The organism is Fontimonas sp. FW305-C-3 (assembly GCF_058783185.1).
This window is the reverse complement of sequence record NZ_JBYSYK010000002.1, coordinates 953426-970417: the sequence shown is the minus strand read 5'-3', so window position 1 is coordinate 970417 and position 16992 is coordinate 953426. Positions and strand designations below refer to the sequence as shown.

Annotated in this window: 14 protein-coding genes and 1 pseudogene; 10 read left to right on the top strand and 5 right to left on the bottom strand. The window is 65.6% G+C overall.

Annotation, left to right across the window (positions count from 1 at the left end; translation table 11 throughout):
• The first annotated feature begins 4 nt into the window (after positions 1 to 4).
• From AC3WUF_RS10820 to AC3WUF_RS10805, 4 genes are all read left to right on the top strand, one after another.
• A complete protein-coding gene (locus tag AC3WUF_RS10820; protein WP_492425323.1) occupies positions 5 to 868 on the top strand; it encodes an alpha/beta fold hydrolase in 864 nt (287 codons plus the stop codon).
• 107 nt (positions 869 to 975) lie between these two features.
• On the top strand, positions 976 to 1959 hold the full coding sequence (acuI, locus tag AC3WUF_RS10815; RefSeq protein ID WP_492425621.1) for an acrylyl-CoA reductase (NADPH): 984 nt from the start codon (positions 976 to 978) through the stop codon (positions 1957 to 1959).
• A gap of 80 nt (positions 1960 to 2039) precedes the next feature.
• A complete protein-coding gene (locus AC3WUF_RS10810; RefSeq protein WP_492425321.1) occupies positions 2040 to 3233 on the top strand; it encodes an FAS1-like dehydratase domain-containing protein in 1194 nt (397 codons plus the stop codon).
• 4 nt (positions 3234 to 3237) lie between these two features.
• On the top strand, positions 3238 to 4947 hold the full coding sequence (locus AC3WUF_RS10805) for a class I adenylate-forming enzyme family protein (RefSeq protein WP_492425319.1): 1710 nt from the start codon (positions 3238 to 3240) through the stop codon (positions 4945 to 4947).
• Positions 4948 to 5058: 111 nt separating this feature from the next.
• On the opposite strand, the gene AC3WUF_RS10800 is transcribed toward AC3WUF_RS10805, so the two are convergent.
• The 4 genes from AC3WUF_RS10800 to AC3WUF_RS10785 form a co-directional block, all read right to left on the bottom strand.
• Positions 5059 to 6126, bottom strand: a complete 1068-nt coding sequence (locus tag AC3WUF_RS10800; protein WP_492425317.1) for an alkene reductase — start codon at positions 6124 to 6126, stop codon at positions 5059 to 5061.
• A gap of 74 nt (positions 6127 to 6200) precedes the next feature.
• Positions 6201 to 6632 carry a GFA family protein gene (locus tag AC3WUF_RS10795; RefSeq protein WP_492425315.1) on the bottom strand — a complete coding sequence of 144 codons (432 nt, stop codon included), beginning with the start codon at positions 6630 to 6632 and terminating at the stop codon, positions 6201 to 6203.
• Positions 6629 to 7213: a nucleotidyltransferase family protein gene (locus AC3WUF_RS10790; protein WP_492425313.1), complete on the bottom strand. Its 585-nt coding sequence runs from the start codon at positions 7211 to 7213 to the stop codon at positions 6629 to 6631. Before AC3WUF_RS10790 ends, AC3WUF_RS10795 begins: the two co-directional genes overlap by 4 nt.
• 14 nt (positions 7214 to 7227) lie before the next feature.
• Positions 7228 to 8319, bottom strand: coding sequence for an XdhC family protein (locus AC3WUF_RS10785; protein ID WP_492425311.1), 1092 nt, complete (start codon positions 8317 to 8319; stop codon positions 7228 to 7230).
• A gap of 201 nt (positions 8320 to 8520) precedes the next feature.
• On the opposite strand from AC3WUF_RS10785, the pseudogene AC3WUF_RS10780 reads away from it, so the two are divergent.
• Positions 8521 to 9702 (top strand): annotated as a pseudogene (locus AC3WUF_RS10780) (cytochrome P450); the annotation flags it as partial.
• 526 nt (positions 9703 to 10228) lie between these two features.
• Here AC3WUF_RS10780 and AC3WUF_RS10775 read toward each other — a convergent pair.
• Positions 10229 to 10897, bottom strand: a complete 669-nt coding sequence (locus tag AC3WUF_RS10775) for a TetR/AcrR family transcriptional regulator (protein WP_492425309.1) — start codon at positions 10895 to 10897, stop codon at positions 10229 to 10231.
• 181 nt (positions 10898 to 11078) lie between these two features.
• Between AC3WUF_RS10775 and AC3WUF_RS10770 the strand changes: the two genes are divergently transcribed.
• Genes AC3WUF_RS10770 through AC3WUF_RS10750 form a run of 5 tightly spaced genes read left to right on the top strand, consistent with a single transcriptional unit; the run spans position 11079 to position 16927 of the window.
• Complete coding sequence (locus tag AC3WUF_RS10770) at positions 11079 to 12059, top strand: thiamine pyrophosphate-dependent dehydrogenase E1 component subunit alpha (RefSeq protein ID WP_492425307.1); 981 nt, start codon at positions 11079 to 11081, stop codon at positions 12057 to 12059.
• Entirely contained in the window at positions 12056 to 13084 is a 1029-nt protein-coding gene (locus AC3WUF_RS10765) for an alpha-ketoacid dehydrogenase subunit beta (protein ID WP_492425305.1), read from the top strand. The genes AC3WUF_RS10770 and AC3WUF_RS10765 overlap by 4 nt, the downstream gene beginning before the upstream one ends.
• Positions 13081 to 13311, top strand: a complete 231-nt coding sequence (locus tag AC3WUF_RS10760; protein WP_492425303.1) for a biotin/lipoyl-containing protein — start codon at positions 13081 to 13083, stop codon at positions 13309 to 13311. Before AC3WUF_RS10765 ends, AC3WUF_RS10760 begins: the two co-directional genes overlap by 4 nt.
• Positions 13308 to 14735, top strand: coding sequence for an aromatic ring-hydroxylating oxygenase subunit alpha (locus tag AC3WUF_RS10755; RefSeq protein ID WP_492425301.1), 1428 nt, complete (start codon positions 13308 to 13310; stop codon positions 14733 to 14735). The genes AC3WUF_RS10760 and AC3WUF_RS10755 overlap by 4 nt, the downstream gene beginning before the upstream one ends.
• Positions 14732 to 16927, top strand: coding sequence for an acyl-CoA dehydrogenase family protein (locus AC3WUF_RS10750; RefSeq protein ID WP_492425299.1), 2196 nt, complete (start codon positions 14732 to 14734; stop codon positions 16925 to 16927). The genes AC3WUF_RS10755 and AC3WUF_RS10750 overlap by 4 nt, the downstream gene beginning before the upstream one ends.
• The last annotated feature ends 65 nt before the right edge of the window (positions 16928 to 16992 follow it).

The following is a 16992-nucleotide window of genomic DNA, read 5'->3' as shown; positions in this document are numbered from 1 at the left end:
CGCCATGGCACGCATCGCGATCAATGGCATCGGCATCAAGTACGAACTGCTCGGTCATCCTGGTGCGCCGTCGATCGCGCTGACCCCTGGCGGACGTTTCGCGATGGATACGCCGGGTCTGCGCGAACTTGCCGAGGCGCTGGCTGCCGGCGGGCGCCGCGTGTTGTTGTGGGATCGTCCCAACTGCGGTGCTTCGGACCTCAGCTTCGACGGCGCCAGCGAATCCGAGCTGCACGCGCATACGCTGATCGCGCTGATTCACGCATTGAACCTGGGTCCGACGGCGCTGGTGGCCGGCTCGGCCGGCTCACGCGTGTCGCTGATCGCGGCGGCGCACGATCCGTCGGCGATCTCCCAGCTGGTGCTGTGGTGGATCAGCGGCGGCCCGATCAGTCTGGCGCAGCTGGCGGCGCACTACTGCGGCGAGCCGGCGATGACGGCGAGCATCGGTGGCATGGAAGCCGTCGCGACGGCGCCGTGCTGGGCGGATCAGTTGCGCCGCAATCCGCGCAATCGCGAGATCCTGCTGGCGCAGGACGCACAGCGCTATATCGAGACCCTGCAGCGCTGGGCGCTGGCCTATGCGCCGTCGGCGCACTCGCCGGTGCCGGGCATGACGCCCGAGGACTTCGCGAAGCTGCGCATGCCGGCGCTGATCTTTCGCAGCGGCCGCAGCGATCTCAGCCATACGCGCCGCACCAGCGAGTGGGTGCACGAGCTGATCCCGCATTCCGAGATCGTCGATCCGCCCTGGCCCGACAACGAATGGAACCAGCGCCTGCTGGCGCAGCACCAAGGGCAGGGGCTGTTCGTCAACTGGCCGGCGCTGGCGCCGGCGATCCTCGAGTTCACCGGCCGCCGCCGCTGACGCACACTGCATGAAATGTAGACCGGCGCGCAGTAGATGCCGGGATATGCACCCCACCCAAACCTAGAATCCACAGCACAGAAGGAAACGACCCCATGTCACAGGCTATGTTCAACGCAATCCTGATCAACAAGACCGATGCCGGCCAGACCGTGGAGCTGACCCAGCTCGACGAGGCACAGCTGCCGGAAGGCGATGTCACCGTCGATGTCGAGTATTCGACGCTGAACTACAAGGAAGGTCTGGCGATCACCGGCAAGTCGCCGGTCGTGCGCAAGTTCCCGATGGTGCCGGGCATCGATCTGGCGGGCACGGTCAGCGCCAGCTCGCATGCGGACTGGAAGGTCGGCGACAAGGTCGTGCTCAACGGCTGGGGCGTCGGCGAATCGCATTGGGGCGGTCTCGCGCAGAAGGCGCGTCTGAAGGGCGACTGGCTGGTCGCGCTGCCGAAGGCCTTCAATGCCCGCCAGGCGATGGCGATCGGCACTGCCGGTTACACGGCGAGCCTCTGCGTCGAAGCGCTGATTGCGCACGGCGTGAAGCCGGAGCAGGGCGAAGTGCTCGTCACCGGTTCGACCGGCGGCGTCGGCAGCGTCGCGATTGCGCTGCTTTCGAAAGCTGGCTTCAAGGTCGTCGCGGCGACCGGCAAGGCGTCGGAGTCCGAATACCTGACCAAGCTCGGTGCCGCTTCGGTCATTGACCGCAATGAGCTCGCCGCTGCCGGCAAGCCGCTGCAGAAGGAACGCTGGGCTGGCGTCGTCGACGCCGTCGGCAGCCACACGCTCGCCAATGCCTGCGCGCAGACCCGTTACGGCGGCGCCGTCGCAGCCTGCGGCCTCGCCGGCGGCATGGATTTCCCGGCGTCGGTCGCGCCGTTCATCCTGCGCGGTGTGACGCTGTTCGGCATCGACAGCGTGATGGCGCCCAAGGCGCGTCGCCTGACCGCCTGGAACCGTCTCGCCCGCGATCTCGATCCGGCCGTGCTCGATGTCATCGCCAAGGAAGTCAGCCTCGCCGACAGTGTTGCCGCCGCAGCCGATCTGATCGCCGGCAAGGTGCGTGGGCGCATTCTGGTCAACGTCAACAAATAGAGAACGCTTCACGAAGCCGTCATTCCCGCTTCCGCGGGAATGACGGCGGGTTTCAGTCATTGCATATGCAGGGGTAGCCGATGTCCGCCGAACAGCAAAAGGAAGCCACCGCACAGCTCGACATGAGCGACGTCGATCGCTGGGTCGGCAAGCCGGTCATCTTTGCGGAGCTGTGGCACCCCTGCAACGAAACCGATATCCAGCGCTGGGTCATGGCGATGGACTATCCGAATCCGATCCACTGGGATCCCGAGTTCGCGCGCAAGTCGCCATTCGGCGGTCTGATCGCGCCGCAGTCCTTCGCGGTGGCGATGGACTACGGTCACGGCTGTCATCCGGCCTGTCTCGGCAAGATCCCGGGTTCGCACCTGATCTTCGGCGGCGAGGAATGGTGGTTCTTCGGCGCACCGATCCGTCCGGGCGACAAGCTGTTCCAGTCGCGCCGCTTCGACGGCTACGACGTCAAGGACACCAGCTTCGCCGGCCCGACCGTGTTCACCCGCGGCGACACCGAGCATCGCAACCAGGATGGCGTGCTGGTTGCGCGCGAACGCGCGACGGCGATCCGCTATCTAGTCGAGGAAGCCAACAAGCGCAAGGTCTACGGCAAGGAAAAGGCCAACCCGAAGCGCTGGGACAAGCAGGAACTCGCGGAGATCCACAAGATCCGCTACGACTGGATCCTGTCGAACCGCGAAGGCAAGACGCCGAACTTCAAGGACGTCAAGGTTGGCGACAAGCTGCCGCGCCGCGTCGTCGGCCCGCACACGATCACGACCTTCGTCACCGAGTACCGCGCGTTCCGCCAGAACATCTGGGGCACCTGGCGCTGGAACGTGCCGGAAGGCGTCTACGATCCGGCCAAGGAAGACGCCGGCTTCGCCAAGGACATGACCTACGACCACGACGCGCGCCGCATCGATCCGCGTCAGGGCGATGGTCTGTACTACGGCCCGTCGAGCGGGCACTTGAATCTGGAAAAAGCTTCCAACATCGGCATGGGCGGCATGTACGGCTACGGCGCGTCGATGAACGCCTGGCACGTCGACTATGTGTCGTACTGGGCCGGCCACCAGGGCTTCATCTGGCACTCGAAGACGCAGTTCCGCAGCCCGGCCTTCGAAGGCGACATCACCTTCATCGACGGCGAAGTTGTCGAGAAGATCGAGAACAGCGCTTACGGCTGCCCGATCGCGATCGTCAAGGTCAAGATGACGACGCAGACCGGCGAGACGATTCTGACCGGCACCGCCGACGTGCAGTTGCCGGTCTGAGCCGATGGCCTCCTCGCCGCCGCTGTCGATCGTCCACGGCATTCCGCTGCAGGACGAAGCGGGCCACGGCCCGCTGACGATTCCGGCGTATCTGCGTGAGGTCACGTCGCGCTACGGCGACGCCGAAGCGTTGGTCATGTACGGCCCCGCCGGTGTCGAACGCTGGTCTTACAACACGCTGTGGCAGAAGTCCGTCGAAGTCGCCAAGGCGCTGATCGCCTGCGGCGTCGGCAAGGACACGCGGGTCGGCATCATGATGACGAACCGGCCCGAGTATCTGTCGGCGCTGTTCGGCACCGGCCTCGCTGGTGGCGTGTCGGTCGGCATCAGCACCTTTTCGACCGCGGCAGAGCTTGAGTATCTGATCGGCGCGTCCGGCATCTCGGTGCTGTTGTTCGACGGCCGCGTGCTGAAGAAGGATTTCGGCGCCGTGCTTGCCGAGATCGAGCCGAAGATCGACAGCGCCGCGCCGGGTCAGCTGCAGTCGGAAAAGTTTCCGTTCCTCAATCGCATCGTGCGCCTGGAGCCGGTCACCGGCCCTGCCGTCGCCGGCGATCTGCGGGCGAAGAGTTTCGAATCCTGGCAAGCCTTCCTGGCGAAGGGCAAGGAAGTGCCCGATGCGATCGTCGACGCGCGCGCCGCCACGGTCGCGCCGTCCGATGCCGGCGGACTGTTCTTCTCGTCCGGCACGACGAGCTTGCCGAAGGGCATCCTGCACACGCAGCGCGCGTTTGCGATCCAGTGGTGGCGTTGGCCGCGCGTCATGAGCGTGCAGGGCGCGGTGCGCAGCTGGACCGGCAACGGCTTCTTCTGGTCGGGCAACGTCACGATGGTGGTTGGCGTCGCGCTGTCGACCGGCGGTTCCAACGTGCTGCAGCCTTACTTCGAGCCGGAGCAGGCGCTCAAGCTGATGCAGGACGAGCGCGTGTCGTTCCTGTCCGGCCGGCCGCACCAGTGGGCGCGCCTGCAGGAAGCGCCGAACTGGGCGAGCAGTGACCTGAGCAGCCTGCGCTACATCACCAACGCCGCGCTGATGCAGACGCATCCGACCGTGAAGACCGACTGGCGTCTGCCGATGTCCTTCGGCACGACCGAGACGATGACGATCTGCACGTCCTACGACGCCGACACCACGCCGGAGCAATACGCCGGCAGCGCCGGCGTGCCGCTGGCCGGCAACATCCTCAAGGTCATCGACCCGCTCAGCGGCGCGGTCGTACCGCGTGGCGAGCGCGGCGAGATCTGCATCAAGGGGCCGACGCTGATGCTCGGCTACATCGGAAAGGCGGTCGAAGACTGCTTCGATGACGAGGGCTATTACCGCACCGGCGACGGCGGCTATGTCGACGACATCGGCCGCCTGTATTGGGAAGGCCGCCTGACCGAGATCATCAAGACCGGCGGCGCCAACATCTCGCCGCTGGAGATCGACGCCGTGCTCGCGCTATATCCCGGCGTGCGGCGTGGACAGACGGTCGGTATCCCGCACGACACGCTCGGCGAAATGGCCGTGGCCTGCGTTGTCCCGCATGAAGGCGTGCAGTTGGACGAGGCCGCGATCCGCGCCTTCCTCAAGGAGAAGCTCGCCAGCTTCAAGGTCCCGCGCCGCGTGCTGTTCCTCGCCGAGGACGAGATGGCGGTGACCGGCAACGGCAAGGTCAAGTCGGTGGAGCTGCGCGATTTTGCGGCGAAGCGCATCGCTGAAGAAGCTTGAGAAGGCATCCAGCGTAGCCCGGGTGAAACCCGGGGTATCCATCCGCCGGCGTCCCGGGTTTCACCCGGGCTACTTCACTGCAAGCCCGGCGGATGGAAGCTCCCTAGAGAATCAAGCCAAGGCCGGATAGTCCGTATAGCCCTTCGCACCCGGCGTGTAGAGCGTCGTGAAATCCACGTCGTTCAGCGGCGCGGCCTTCTCGAAGCGCTGAACCAGATCCGGATTGGCGAGGAAGGCCTTGCCGTAGACGATCGCATCGCCCAGGCCGCTGGCGACTGCCGCTTCGCCGGACTCGCGGGTGAAGCCGCCGTTGAGCAGCAGGGTGCCGCGGTAATGCTCGCGGGCGATCTTCGCCAGCTCGATTTCCGCCGGGCGGTCGTGCTGGTCGTGACGCATCTCGAAATGGCCGACCTTGCGCTGATCGAGCTGCTGCGCGACGTACTTCACCAGCGCGGCGGGATCGGAATCGCTCATGTCGTTGAACGGCACCAGCGGCGAGATGCGCACGCCGACGCGATCGGCGCCGACGACGCTGATCACCGCGTCGACGATCTCCAGCAGCAGGCGTGCGCGGTTCTCGATGCTGCCGCCGTAGGCATCGGTACGGTCGTTCGGGTAGTCGCGCAGGAACTGGTCGATCAGATAGCCGTGCGCGCCGTGGATCTGGATTGCGTCGAAGCCGGCCGCATCGGCGCGGATCGCGGCCTGGCGGAACTGTTCGACGATGCCGGGGATCTCGTCCGTGCGCAGTGCACGCGGCGCCTCATACGGCAGCTTGCCCTTGATCGTGTGGATCTCTTCGTTGCGGATCTCCCGCGTGCTGGAGCTGATGGACTGCACGCCGCCGTTGTTCGCCGAATGCGCGGCGCGGCCCGGATGCCAGATCTGCATCGCGATGCGCCCACCCTTGGCATGCACCGCGTCGGTCACGCGCTTCCAGCCGGTCTGCGTCTGCTCGTTGAAGATGCCGCCTTCGCCGATGAAGGCGCTGGCGTCGGCCGCCACCATCGTGCATTCGGTGAAGATCAGGCCCGCGCCGGCACGCTGACTGTAATACTCGACCATCAGGTCGTTGGGAACATGCGACATGCCCGCGCGCGTACGGGTCAGCGGCGCCATCAGGATGCGGTTGGGCAGGGCGAGACTGCCGAGGGTGACCGGGCTGTGCAGCTTGGACATGCGGATTCCTGGATTGGCGGGGGTATCCCCAGCAGGTGGGGCGCCCATCCGCGAATTCAAGCCACGCGGAGCGATCAGGCCGGGTTCTTTGGCGGCTGCAGCGGCGGCGGTTGGCGTTCGGACCTTTCCAGTGCGGCATCGAGACAGGCCCAGTCCGGCGCGCTGCCGCTCCAGATGTTGGCCGTCGGCTTGATCGACGACGGCTCATCGAGCGTGCCGATCCGGACCACGGTCAGGCCGGGCCGGCCGCTCGAGTCCGCGAACAGATGGCTGCCGCACCGAGGGCAGAAGCGGCGAGTGATCCGGTTGCCGCTGTCCGCGGCGCTCGTGTACTCGCTCGTGCTGCCGGAAATCTCGATGGTCTCGGTCGGAAAGATCGCGTTCACCGTGCCGTTGGAGGACAGGTGCTGGCAGTCGCGGCACCAGCAGATTCTCGACACGACCGGCTCGGCGCTCAGCGTGTAGCTGACCTGGCCGCAGAGGCAGCGTCCGGTTCGTGCAGTCATTGCCTGCTCCAGGGTTGGTTCTTCAGTCGCATGTAGTCTTCCTTCGTATCGATGTCGGCGGCAGCCTCGGGTATCTCGACGCATTCGACGGCGTTCTGATGTCTTGCCAGCAACGCCTTCGCGCCTTGCGGACCGCGCAGCCGTGCCAGCTCATTGAAGTGCGGCCCCGGAAAAAGGCACGGCGCCCCCAGCGTTTCGCCCCACGCGGAAGCGATGATCCGGCCTGGACGCCGATGATGGGCGTCGATCAGGCGCTGCAGCTGAGCGGTGCCGATCAAGGGCAGATCCGTCGGGCAGACGATCGCCGCAACGCATGGATCGGCGAGGGACTGCAGCTGCCTGAATGCCTTGGCAATGGACGTTCCCATGCCTTCATTCCAATCGGCGTTGTGCAGCAGCGTGATATCAAGCCCGGCCAGTTCGGCATCGATGCGTTCGGCGTAGGCGCCGGTGACGACGAATACGCGACTGCCGGTTGCCAGCGCCGCTTCGCTGATCCTGCGGATCAAGGTCTGCCCGCCAAACTCCTCGAGCAACTTCGCACTGCCATATCGGCTGGAGTTTCCCGCCGCAAGCAGCACGATGCAGATCCCGCTCAATGGATCGGTCCGTCGCCGTTGCTGAGATGGCCGCCGCTGTGGCCGTTGACGGCGGCCTGGATCTCGGCGGCGATCGCGAGTGCAATTTCTTCGGGAGTTTCGGAGCCGATGTCGAGGCCTGCGGGGGCGTGCAGCGGCACGCGGGTCATGCTGACGGCGGCGTGCATCTTCGCGGCGCGGACGCGCGAGCCCAGGGCGCCGAGGTAGGCGAGGGATCTTGGCGCCAGCGCGTGCAGGTAGTCGATGTCGCGTTCGAGGTTGTGCGTCATGACGACGACGGCGGTGCGTTCGTCGAGTTCGACGCGCTGCGTGAGCTGCGTCGGCGTCGTACGCAGGAACAGGACGTCGTCGGCGAGCATCGGTGCCGGCGTGTCCTCGCGATGATCGACGATGCAGACCTGCCAGCCCATGCTGTGGCCGAGGCGGGTCAGTGCCAGCGTCGTTGTATTGACGCCGATCAATGCGAGCCGCAGCGGCGGTCGCAGGCGCTCGATCAGAATGCGCAGCAGGCCGCCGGACGTGGCGAGTTCCTGCAGGTGCACCGGCGGCAGGGCCGCCGCGCTCTGATACTGCGACAGCAGGCTGGCGCTGAGCTGCGGATTGTCGAGCTCGTCGAGCAGGACATCGCGCGACCAGACCAGGTGCCGCGGCCGCTGCATGCAGTGGTCGCCCTGCGCGAAGACGGTGAACAGCAGGCCGTCCGCGCGTTGCTTCAAGACCTGCGCAACCGCATCGGCGAAGCGCAGGTCGTCCGCGTGCTGCAGCGGTGCGAGCAGGATTTCCATTTCGCCGCCGCAGCCGAGTTCGAGCATGACGTCGTAGCCGTGCTCGCGGTCGTAGCGCAGCAGGCGCGCTTCGCCGTCTGCGATGACCGCGCGCGAGCGCTCGATGATGTCTGCCTCAGGGCAACCGGCCGACAGGCCGCGGACGATGGTGCCGTCGGCGCAGACCAGCATGCGTGCCCCGGCGCGACGGAAGACCGGACCGCGGGTCTGCACGAGGGTGGCGAGTGCGGCGCCGCCGGCGAAATCCAGCGCGCGCAGGCGGCTCAGGCCGGCGTGGAGGTCGCTGAATTCTTGCGGTGACATCGCGGCATGTTAATCAAATTGCGTGCGACCGCGCTGTGCTTGCCGGATGCAGAAATGCAAGTTGTCTGCGCCAGCAATGCGCGTTGCCGCGTCAGCGTTTTCTACTGATGTGCATGCCATTGCCGAGGCACCGCTTGCCTTGACCGGCCTGCTAATTACTGTCATTGTCATGACATCAATTTGGAACACTCAGGGAAGCCGATGAGCACAGCCACCAGCCCGGTCTATTACGACCCGTACAAGGTCGAGATCACGGCCAATCCCTATCCGGTGTTCCGCCGTCTGCGCGAAGAAGCGCCGCTGTACTACAACGAAGAACACGACTTCTACGCGGTCAGCCGCTTCGCCGATGTCGAGAAGGGCCTGGCCGACAAGGAGACCTTCATCTCCGGCCGCGGCGCGATCGTCGAGATCATCAAGGCGAATGCGGAGTTTCCGCCGGGCGTGCTGATCTTCGAGGATCCGCCGATCCACACCGCGCACCGCGGCCTGCTGCAGCGGCTGTTCACCCCCAAGCGCATGGTGTCTCTGGAAGACAAGGTGCGCGAGTACTGCGTGGCCTGCCTCGATCCGCTGGTGGGCAGCAGCAGTTTCGATTTCATCGCCGATCTCGGCGCCAAGATGCCGATGCGCGTCATCGGCATGCTGCTCGGCATTCCGGAAGCGGATCACGAGACGGTGCGTCAGCGCGTCGACGCGACGATGCGCACCGAGGCCGGCAAGCCGATGGAACACACCGGCAACTACGGCGACGGTTTCGAGGAATACATCGACTGGCGCATCAAGCATCCGTCCGACGACGTCATCACCGAGCTGCTGACGACCGAGTTCAAGGACGAGACCGGCTCGATGCGCCGCGCGACGCGCGACGAGGTGCTGACGCTGGTCAACGTGCTGGCCGGTGCCGGCAACGAGACGACTAACCGCCTGATCGGCTGGACCGGCAAGGTGCTCGCCGAGCATCCCGACCAGCGCCGCCAGATCGTTGCCGACAAGGGACTGATCCCGCAGACGATCGAGGAGATCCTGCGCTTCGAGCCGCCGGCGCCGCATGTCGCGCGCTATATCAATCGCGATGTCGAGCTGCACGGCAGGAAGATTGCCGCCGGCAACGTCATGATGTTCCTGAGCGGCTCGGCGAACCGCGACGACCGCCGCTTCGAGAACGGCGACACGTTCAACATCCATCGCGACAAGCGCCCGCATCTGGCGTTTGGCTACGGGATCCACGCCTGCGTCGGCGCGGTGCTCGCGCGCCTCGAAGGGCGCATCGCGCTGGAGGAAGTGCTCAAGCGCTTCCCCGAGTGGGATGTGGACCTGGAGCGTGCGACGCTGTCGCCGACCTCGACCGTGCGCGGCTGGGAGACGATGCCGGCCTACGTCGGCAAGCGACCTGCCGCTGCTGCGAAGCCTGCCGCCGCGCCGGCGCCTGCCGCACAGCCCGCGGCGGCACCGGCGACGATCGATGGCAGCTGGACGATCACCGTCAAGGGGCCGACCGGTGCAGAGTCGACCAAGCTGGTGCTGCAGAACAGCGGCGGCAAGCTCAGCGGCACGCAGAGTGGCCGCGGCATGACGGCCGATATCCTCGATGCGAAGTTCGACAACGGCAAGATCGGCTGGATCAACCAGATCACCAAGCCGATGAAGATGAAGGTCGAGTTCAACGGCACCGTCGAAGGCAACACGATGAGCGGCAAGGCGAAGGCCGGCTTCATCGGCTCGTTTCCGTTCACGGGTGTGAAGGACTGAGGGGGCTCGAAAGAACTCCGTTCGCGCCGAGTGCCGCGCCTCCGGCGCGGTGTATCGAGGTGCCGGTGCGGACCTTGCGGCGCTCAGGCCTCAGTGCGGGTCTCTCGATACACCGTGCGCCTAGTGCACGGCACTCGAGACGAACGGAGTTTTGTGGCTATCCCGGCTTGCCCGGCCGCAGATCCTCGCGGATCGCGAGCTGCAGCAGCCCGATCATCCACTTGAAGGCCTGCGTCGCGCGCTGGTTGTCGAATTGCCAGGCGGTCGTCAGGCGTTCGTAGAACGGCGGATGCCAGAGGATGTCGAGCATCACCGCGGCGATCTCGCGTTCGCTGTTCGACCAGTTCGGCGTCGCGTTGATGACGGCGCCGAGCAGGGCAGTGCGGCGGTGCTCGTCGAGCGCGGCGAAGGTCGGGTCGGTGACCGGGCTCTGCGCGATCGTGAACGACGACATGTACTGGTAGACGCGTGAAGCGATACCGGCGAAGTTGTCGAGGCTGAGGCCGTCGAGGCTGATGCCGGATTCCTGGAACAGGCGCTGCAGCACGGCTTCGCGCAGCTGGCGTTCGGTCGCGATGTAGCGATGCACGGTGCGCTCGCTGACGCCGGCGCGCTCGCCGACGGCCTTGAAGGTCATCGCGCTCCAGTCCCAGCTCGGCAGGCGATGGGCGATCTCGGCGCCGGCGGCAATGATGCGTTCGCGCGTTTCGACGGCCTGCTGGCGGCGCACCGGGCTGTCGTACTGACGGCGCCCGGCCGGCGGGTTTGCGGTCTTCTTACCGGGTTTGGTCCCGGCTTTCTTGCTGTTCTTCGAGCTCTGCTTCATCGCCGCCCTGCGGTATGCAACTGCCCGGATCATATAGCAGCGGGCATCCGGGCACGCGGCGATTTGTCCGCTGGTGAGCCGTCACTTGCCGCAGACGGTGTTCGCCTTTACAGGGGAACGGTGCCTGTAGATAATCAACAGCATTGTTGTCTATAAATCTACGGGAATCCGAGGAGATCGCATGTCCGCGAATGAGGCTTTTTCGCCCAAAACCCTGCTGGCGATCTATCGCAAGGCGCGCCTGATCAACCTGATCGACGAGCGTTTCCGCGGCCTGCTGCGTTCCGGTCGTCTGGCGGCGGTGTATTACTCGCCGCGCGGTCAGGAAATCCTGGCGGCGGCGATGGGCGTGCACCTGCAGCCGACCGACTATCTGGTCACGACCTATCGCGGCATTCACGACCAGCTCGCCAAGGGCATCCCGCTGCGTCCGCTGTTCGCCGAGTACTACGCCAAGGTCACCGGCGCCTGCAAGGGCAAGGGCGGGCCGATGCACATCACGCATCCGGACACCGGCGTGATGGTGACGACCGGCATCGTTGGCAGCGGTCTGCCGATCGCCAACGGCCTGGCCTGGGCTTCGCAGCTCAAGAAGGACGGCCGCGTCACGCTGGTGACCTTCGGCGATGGCGCCTCCAACATCGGTGCGTTCCACGAGGCGCTCAACATGGCTTCGCTGTGGAAGCTGCCGGTGATCTTCCTGTGCCAGAACAATCTGTACGGCGAGTCGAGCAAGTACGCGAAATGCACCGCGGTCGACAACATCGGCGAGCGCGCGGCGAGCTACAACATGGTCGGCGTCACCGTGAACGGCAACGATCCGGAAGCGATGTGGCGTGCGTCCGGCGAAGCCGTGGCGCGTGCGCGTGCCGGCGAAGGGCCGACGCTGATCGAAGCGAAGACCTTCCGTTTCATGGGCCATTACTTCGGCGATCCGGGCGCGTATATCCCCAAGGAGGAATACGACGCGCACATGGCACGTGATCCAATGCCGATCGCGCGCGCCGCGCTGCTGAGCAACGGCGGCGCGACGGAAGCCGAACTCGACGCCTACGACGCCGAGGTCAATGCGCAGATCGACGACGCGCTGCAGTTCGCCGCCGACAGCCCGTTCCCGGATGCATCCGAAATCGATACCGACGTTTATGGAGCCGTGGCATGAGCGCAACCGCACCGGACACGGCTGCGAAGCCTGAAGTCATCACCTTCACCGAAGCCTTCTCGCGCGCATTGCACGACGCGATGGAGATGGATCCGAGCGTCATCACGCTCGGCGAGGACATCGGCGACGAGGAAGGCGGCGGCATCTTCAAGGTCACCAAGGGCCTGTCGACCAAGTTCGGCACCGGTCGCGTCAAGACGACGCCGATCTCCGAGCAAGCGATCATCGGTGCTGCGATCGGCGCCTCGCTCGCCGGCATGCGTCCGATCGCCGAAATCATGCTGATGAACTTCATCACCGTGCCGATGGACCAGATCGTCAACCACGCCGCGAAGCTGCGCTTCATGTCCGGCGGCCAGACCCACGTGCCGATCACGATCCGCACGCGCACCGGCGCTGGTGCCGGTACCGGCGGCCAGCATTCCGACATGCTCGAAGCCTGGTTCGCCCACGTGGCCGGCATGAAGGTCGTCGTGCCGTCGACGCCGGCCGATGCCTACGGCCTGCTGATGGGCTGCATCTTCGACAACGATCCCTGCCTGTTCATCGAAGACCAGCTGACGCGTACGCAGACCGGCCCGGTGCCGGCCAAGGGCACGATCATCAAGCTCGGCAAGGCGCACATCGCCCGCGAGGGCAAGGATGTCTCGATCATCGGCTACGGCCGGCCGATCCGCGATGCGATGGTGCTCGCCGACAAGCTCGCCGACGAAGGCATTTCGGTCGAGGTGGTGGACCTGCGCACGGTTTCGCCGCTGGATACCGAGACGGTGCTCAAGTCGGTTGCCAAGACCGGCCGCGCCGTCGTGATCCACGAAGCGCCGAAGAGCTTTGGCTGCGGCGCCGAAGTCGTCGCGCGCATCCAGGAGCATCTGTTCAGCGAACTCAAGGCGCCGGTGCTGCGCGTTGCCTCGCGCGACGTCACCGTGCCGTTCTCGCGCGTGCTCGAAGCCGAATACCTGTATCAAGCCAGCGCCATTGAATCGGCGATCCGCAAGACTTTGGAAAAGAGAGCCGCACGATGAGCACAGAAGTCCGCATTCCGCAGATCGGTTTTTCTTCGCAGGAAGGCACGCTGACCGAATGGTTGGCGGCGGATGGCAGCAAGGTCGAAGCCGGCAAGCCGCTGTACACGCTCGAACTCGACAAGTCGGTGCAGGAAGTCGAATCGCCGGCGTCCGGCACGCTGAAGATCCATGCCGCCACCGGCGAGGTCTACCAGGTCGGCACGCTGATCGCGGAAATCCTGTGAACGCGGTGCTGCAGCCCGCTGCAGCGCCAGCCTGGCCCGACAGCTGGAAGCTGCTGGAACACGGCATCCGCACGGGCCGCTACACCGATCCGGCGTTTGCGCGCCTCGAGTTCGAGAAGCTGTGGAGCCGGGTCTGGCAGGCGGCGGCGCGGGTCGACGAAGTCGCTGAAGTCGGCGACTACACGACCTACGACATCGGCGACCAGTCGGTGATCATCACGCGCGCCGACGCCGACACGATCAAGGTCTACCACAACGCCTGCCCGCACCGCGGCACCGCGCTGTCCGGCGGCGGCTGCGGCCACTTCAAGAACGGCAAGATCATCTGCCCGTTCCACGGCTGGCGCTGGAACCTGCAGGGCCAGAACGAGTTCGTGCTGGAGCGTGGAGAATTCCGCAACGGCCAGCTGCGCGACAGCGACGTCGCCCTGCGCGAAGTCCATCACGTCCTCTTCGCCGGCTTCATCTTCATCAACTTCGACAAGCACCCGCAGCCCTTCGATGAGTTCATCGCGCCGGTGCGCGAGCTGCTCGAGGGCCTGGCGATCGGCGACATGCGGAACTACTGGTGGAAGGCCCTGCCGGTCGCCGCCAACTGGAAAGTCGCCCAGGAAGCCTTCTTCGAGGGCTACCATGTCCCGGCGACGCACCCGCAGCTCGAACCGGACTCCGCCGAGATCGTCTGGAACGGCACCCCGAATGCCGAGGCGGAAGCCAACTTCGCGCATCGCAACGTGATGACGGAGAACTTCGCTAACGGCCACGGCCGCTTCTACGCCGGCAAGAAGACCGCCATGCAGGGCCACTCGCGCCTGGCGGGTGATCCGGTCGACATGATGGCGGACCGCCTGAACCTGCTCGTCACCGGCATGGACGCGATGGTCCTGAAGGAAGACGTCGAGATCGTCCGCAGCCTCAAAGGAAAACCCATTCCCGAGGGCTCCAGCCTGGGCGGCGAGTACGTCAAGGCGCTGTACACGACGGCGGCGATGCAGAAGCGGCCGATGCCCAAACCCGTTCCCGAAATCCTCGGCATGTGGGGCGGCGAAGTCTTCGTGTTCCCGAACCTGCTGATCCTGCCGCAGGCCGGCAACGCGATGATCTACCGCATCCGCCCCGACGGCTTCGATCCCGACAAGTGCATCTTCGAGATCCTGTCGACCAAGACCTATCCGGCGGCGGAGAAGCCGCCCAAGCCGCAGGTGCAGCAGATCAGCGACATCAACGATCCTGAGCAGGTGCTGCTGATCCCGCGCCAGGATTTCCACAACATCCCGCGCATGCAGAAGGGCCTGCATTCGAAGGGCTGCAAGCAGATCTGGCTGGCCGAGAACCAGGAAAAGATGATCCTCAACATGCACCGAGAACTCGATCTGTTTCTGCACAGCGCGGAAACGCCGCACACCGCCGGAGCCGCGGCATGAATTTCGAGCTGTCGGACGAACAGGCTTTGATGCGCGAAAGCTTCGCGCGCTTCCTCACCGCAGAGAGCAGCATGGTGCGCGTGCGCGCCGCGCTGGCGACCGGCTTCGACGCGAAGCTGTGGAAGGGTCTGGCCGATCTCGGCGCCTTCGGCATCCGTGTGCCGGCCGATGCCGGCGGCCTGGACCTTGGCCTGCTCGATGCCGCGGTGCTGATGGAAGAGGCTGGCCGCACGCTGGCCTCCGGCCCGCTCGCCGAAGCACTGGTTGCCGCGCGCCTGCTCGCCGCCTGCGGCGGACAGGACACCTTGCTCGAACGCGTGATCGCCGGCGAGGCGATCGTCAGCCTTGCGTTCCGCGACATCCGGCAGGAGCCGCTGCAGTGGATTGCCGGCGGCACCGTTGCCGAAGCGGTGATCGCCCGCGACGGTGACGCGATCGTGCTTGTCGACGTGCCGGAAGCGGCGCGCAAGAACGAACCGAACCTCGCATCGACCTCGCTCGCCGAACTGGATTTCTCCAAGCTCGCGAAGAAGACGCTGAGCAAGGATGCCAAGGCGTTTGCCCAGGCGCTCGAAGAATGGAAGCTGCTGATCGGCGCCGCGCTGGCCGGGCTTGCCCGCGAATCGCTGCGTCTGGCGGCGGCGTACGCCAGCGAGCGCAAGCAGTTCGACCAGCTGATCGGCCAGTTCCAGGCGATCTCGCATCCGCTCGCCGAACTGGTCTGCGAAGCGGACGGCGGCAAGTACCTCGTATGGAAGGCGATCCGCGCGATTGCCGATGGCGATGCCGATGCCGCCGCGACGGTCTCGCTCGCCGCCTGGTGGAACAGCGATACCGCCGCGCGCTGCGTCGCACAGGCGCTGCACACCTTCGGCGGTTACGGCCTGACGACCGAATACGATATCCATCTGTACAACCTGCGTGCCAAGGCATGGCCGCTTGTGTTCGGCGATCCGCTGCGCCTGATCGAGGAAGCCGGCCGCCGTCTGTACGCCGGCGAGAAGGCCGTGTTGCCGGAAGCCGGCGAGATCTCGATCGACTTCGATCTGGGCGATGAAGCGCGCGCGCTCGCCGCCGAGATTGACGAATTCTTCCAGAAGAACCTGACGCCGGAACTGCGCGCCAAGGCGCATTACTCCTGGGAAGGGCATGACCCCGGCCTGCACAAGAAGCTTGCCGAAGCCAAGCTGCTGTTCCTTGGCTGGACCCAGGAAATGGGCGGGCGCGGCGTGCCGCCGTATGCGCAGAACGCCGCGGCCGACGTCTGGGAAAAGTACGGCTGGACGACGTTCGCCGCCAATGTCACGCAGATGGTCGGCGTCGTGCTGCATCGCTTCGGCAGCCCCGAGGTCAAGCGCGACATCCTGTCGAAGATCATCGCCGGCGAGGCGATCTGCTCATTGGGCTATTCGGAGCCGGGCTCCGGTTCCGACGTGTTCGCGGCGCAGTGCAAGGCGACGCGCGAGCCGGACGGTTCCTGGCGCATCGACGGCACCAAGATGTTCACCAGCGGCGCCGACATCGCCGACTATGTGTTCATGCTGACGCGCACCAATCCCGACGTGCCCAAGCACAAGGGCCTGACGATGTTCATCGTGCCGCTGAAGACGCCTGGCATCACGATCCAGCCGGTGCACACCTTCCAGGACGAGCGCACCAACATCACGTTCTACGACGGCGTGAAGGTGCCGGACTGCTATCGCCTCGGCGATGTCGACGCCGGTGCGCGGACGATGGCGGCCGGACTCGAGCTCGAACATGGCGGCAGCTTCTCCAAGCCGCTGCGCGCGATGCTCAAGGCGGCGGTGGCGTTCTGCGGCGAGATCAAACGCGACGGTCATGCGCTGATCGAGGAGCCGCAGGCGCAGGTCCGTCTTGCACGCACGGCAGCTGATCTGATGATTTCCGATCTGCTCGGCTATCGCTCGCTGTGGGCCAGCGTCAACAAGAAGCCGAACCTCGCGTTCGGGCCGATGGCGAAGATGTACTCGTCGGAACGTTTTCTGAAAGACGCTCGCGACCTGCTGGACCTGACCGCACCGTACTCGCTGTCCAAGCGCAGCGGCCCGGCCGCGTTCCTCAACCAGTGCTATCGTCACGCGCAGGGCACGACGATCTACGGCGGCACCAGCGAAGTCCACCGCAGCATGATTGCGGAACGCGGACTAGGCATGCCGCGTACGCGCGCTTAGGTTTCGTCTTTGACGTCATTCCCGCGAAAGCGGGAATCTAGGGTAACGAGGCACGATGCTCTCCG

Coding starts and splice junctions, on each gene's coding strand:
- AC3WUF_RS10800 (WP_492425317.1), bottom strand. CDS start 6,126: ATGTCCAAGCTGCACAGCCCGGTCACCCTCGGCAGTCTCGCCCTGCCC.
- AC3WUF_RS10810 (WP_492425321.1), top strand. CDS start 2,040: ATGTCCGCCGAACAGCAAAAGGAAGCCACCGCACAGCTCGACATGAGC.
- AC3WUF_RS10820 (WP_492425323.1), top strand. CDS start 5: ATGGCACGCATCGCGATCAATGGCATCGGCATCAAGTACGAACTGCTC.
- AC3WUF_RS10750 (WP_492425299.1), top strand. CDS start 14,732: ATGAATTTCGAGCTGTCGGACGAACAGGCTTTGATGCGCGAAAGCTTC.
- acuI (WP_492425621.1), top strand. CDS start 976: ATGTTCAACGCAATCCTGATCAACAAGACCGATGCCGGCCAGACCGTG.
- AC3WUF_RS10765 (WP_492425305.1), top strand. CDS start 12,056: ATGAGCGCAACCGCACCGGACACGGCTGCGAAGCCTGAAGTCATCACC.
- AC3WUF_RS10785 (WP_492425311.1), bottom strand. CDS start 8,319: ATGTCACCGCAAGAATTCAGCGACCTCCACGCCGGCCTGAGCCGCCTG.
- AC3WUF_RS10775 (WP_492425309.1), bottom strand. CDS start 10,897: ATGAAGCAGAGCTCGAAGAACAGCAAGAAAGCCGGGACCAAACCCGGT.
- AC3WUF_RS10760 (WP_492425303.1), top strand. CDS start 13,081: ATGAGCACAGAAGTCCGCATTCCGCAGATCGGTTTTTCTTCGCAGGAA.
- AC3WUF_RS10795 (WP_492425315.1), bottom strand. CDS start 6,632: ATGACTGCACGAACCGGACGCTGCCTCTGCGGCCAGGTCAGCTACACG.
- AC3WUF_RS10805 (WP_492425319.1), top strand. CDS start 3,238: ATGGCCTCCTCGCCGCCGCTGTCGATCGTCCACGGCATTCCGCTGCAG.
- AC3WUF_RS10770 (WP_492425307.1), top strand. CDS start 11,079: ATGTCCGCGAATGAGGCTTTTTCGCCCAAAACCCTGCTGGCGATCTAT.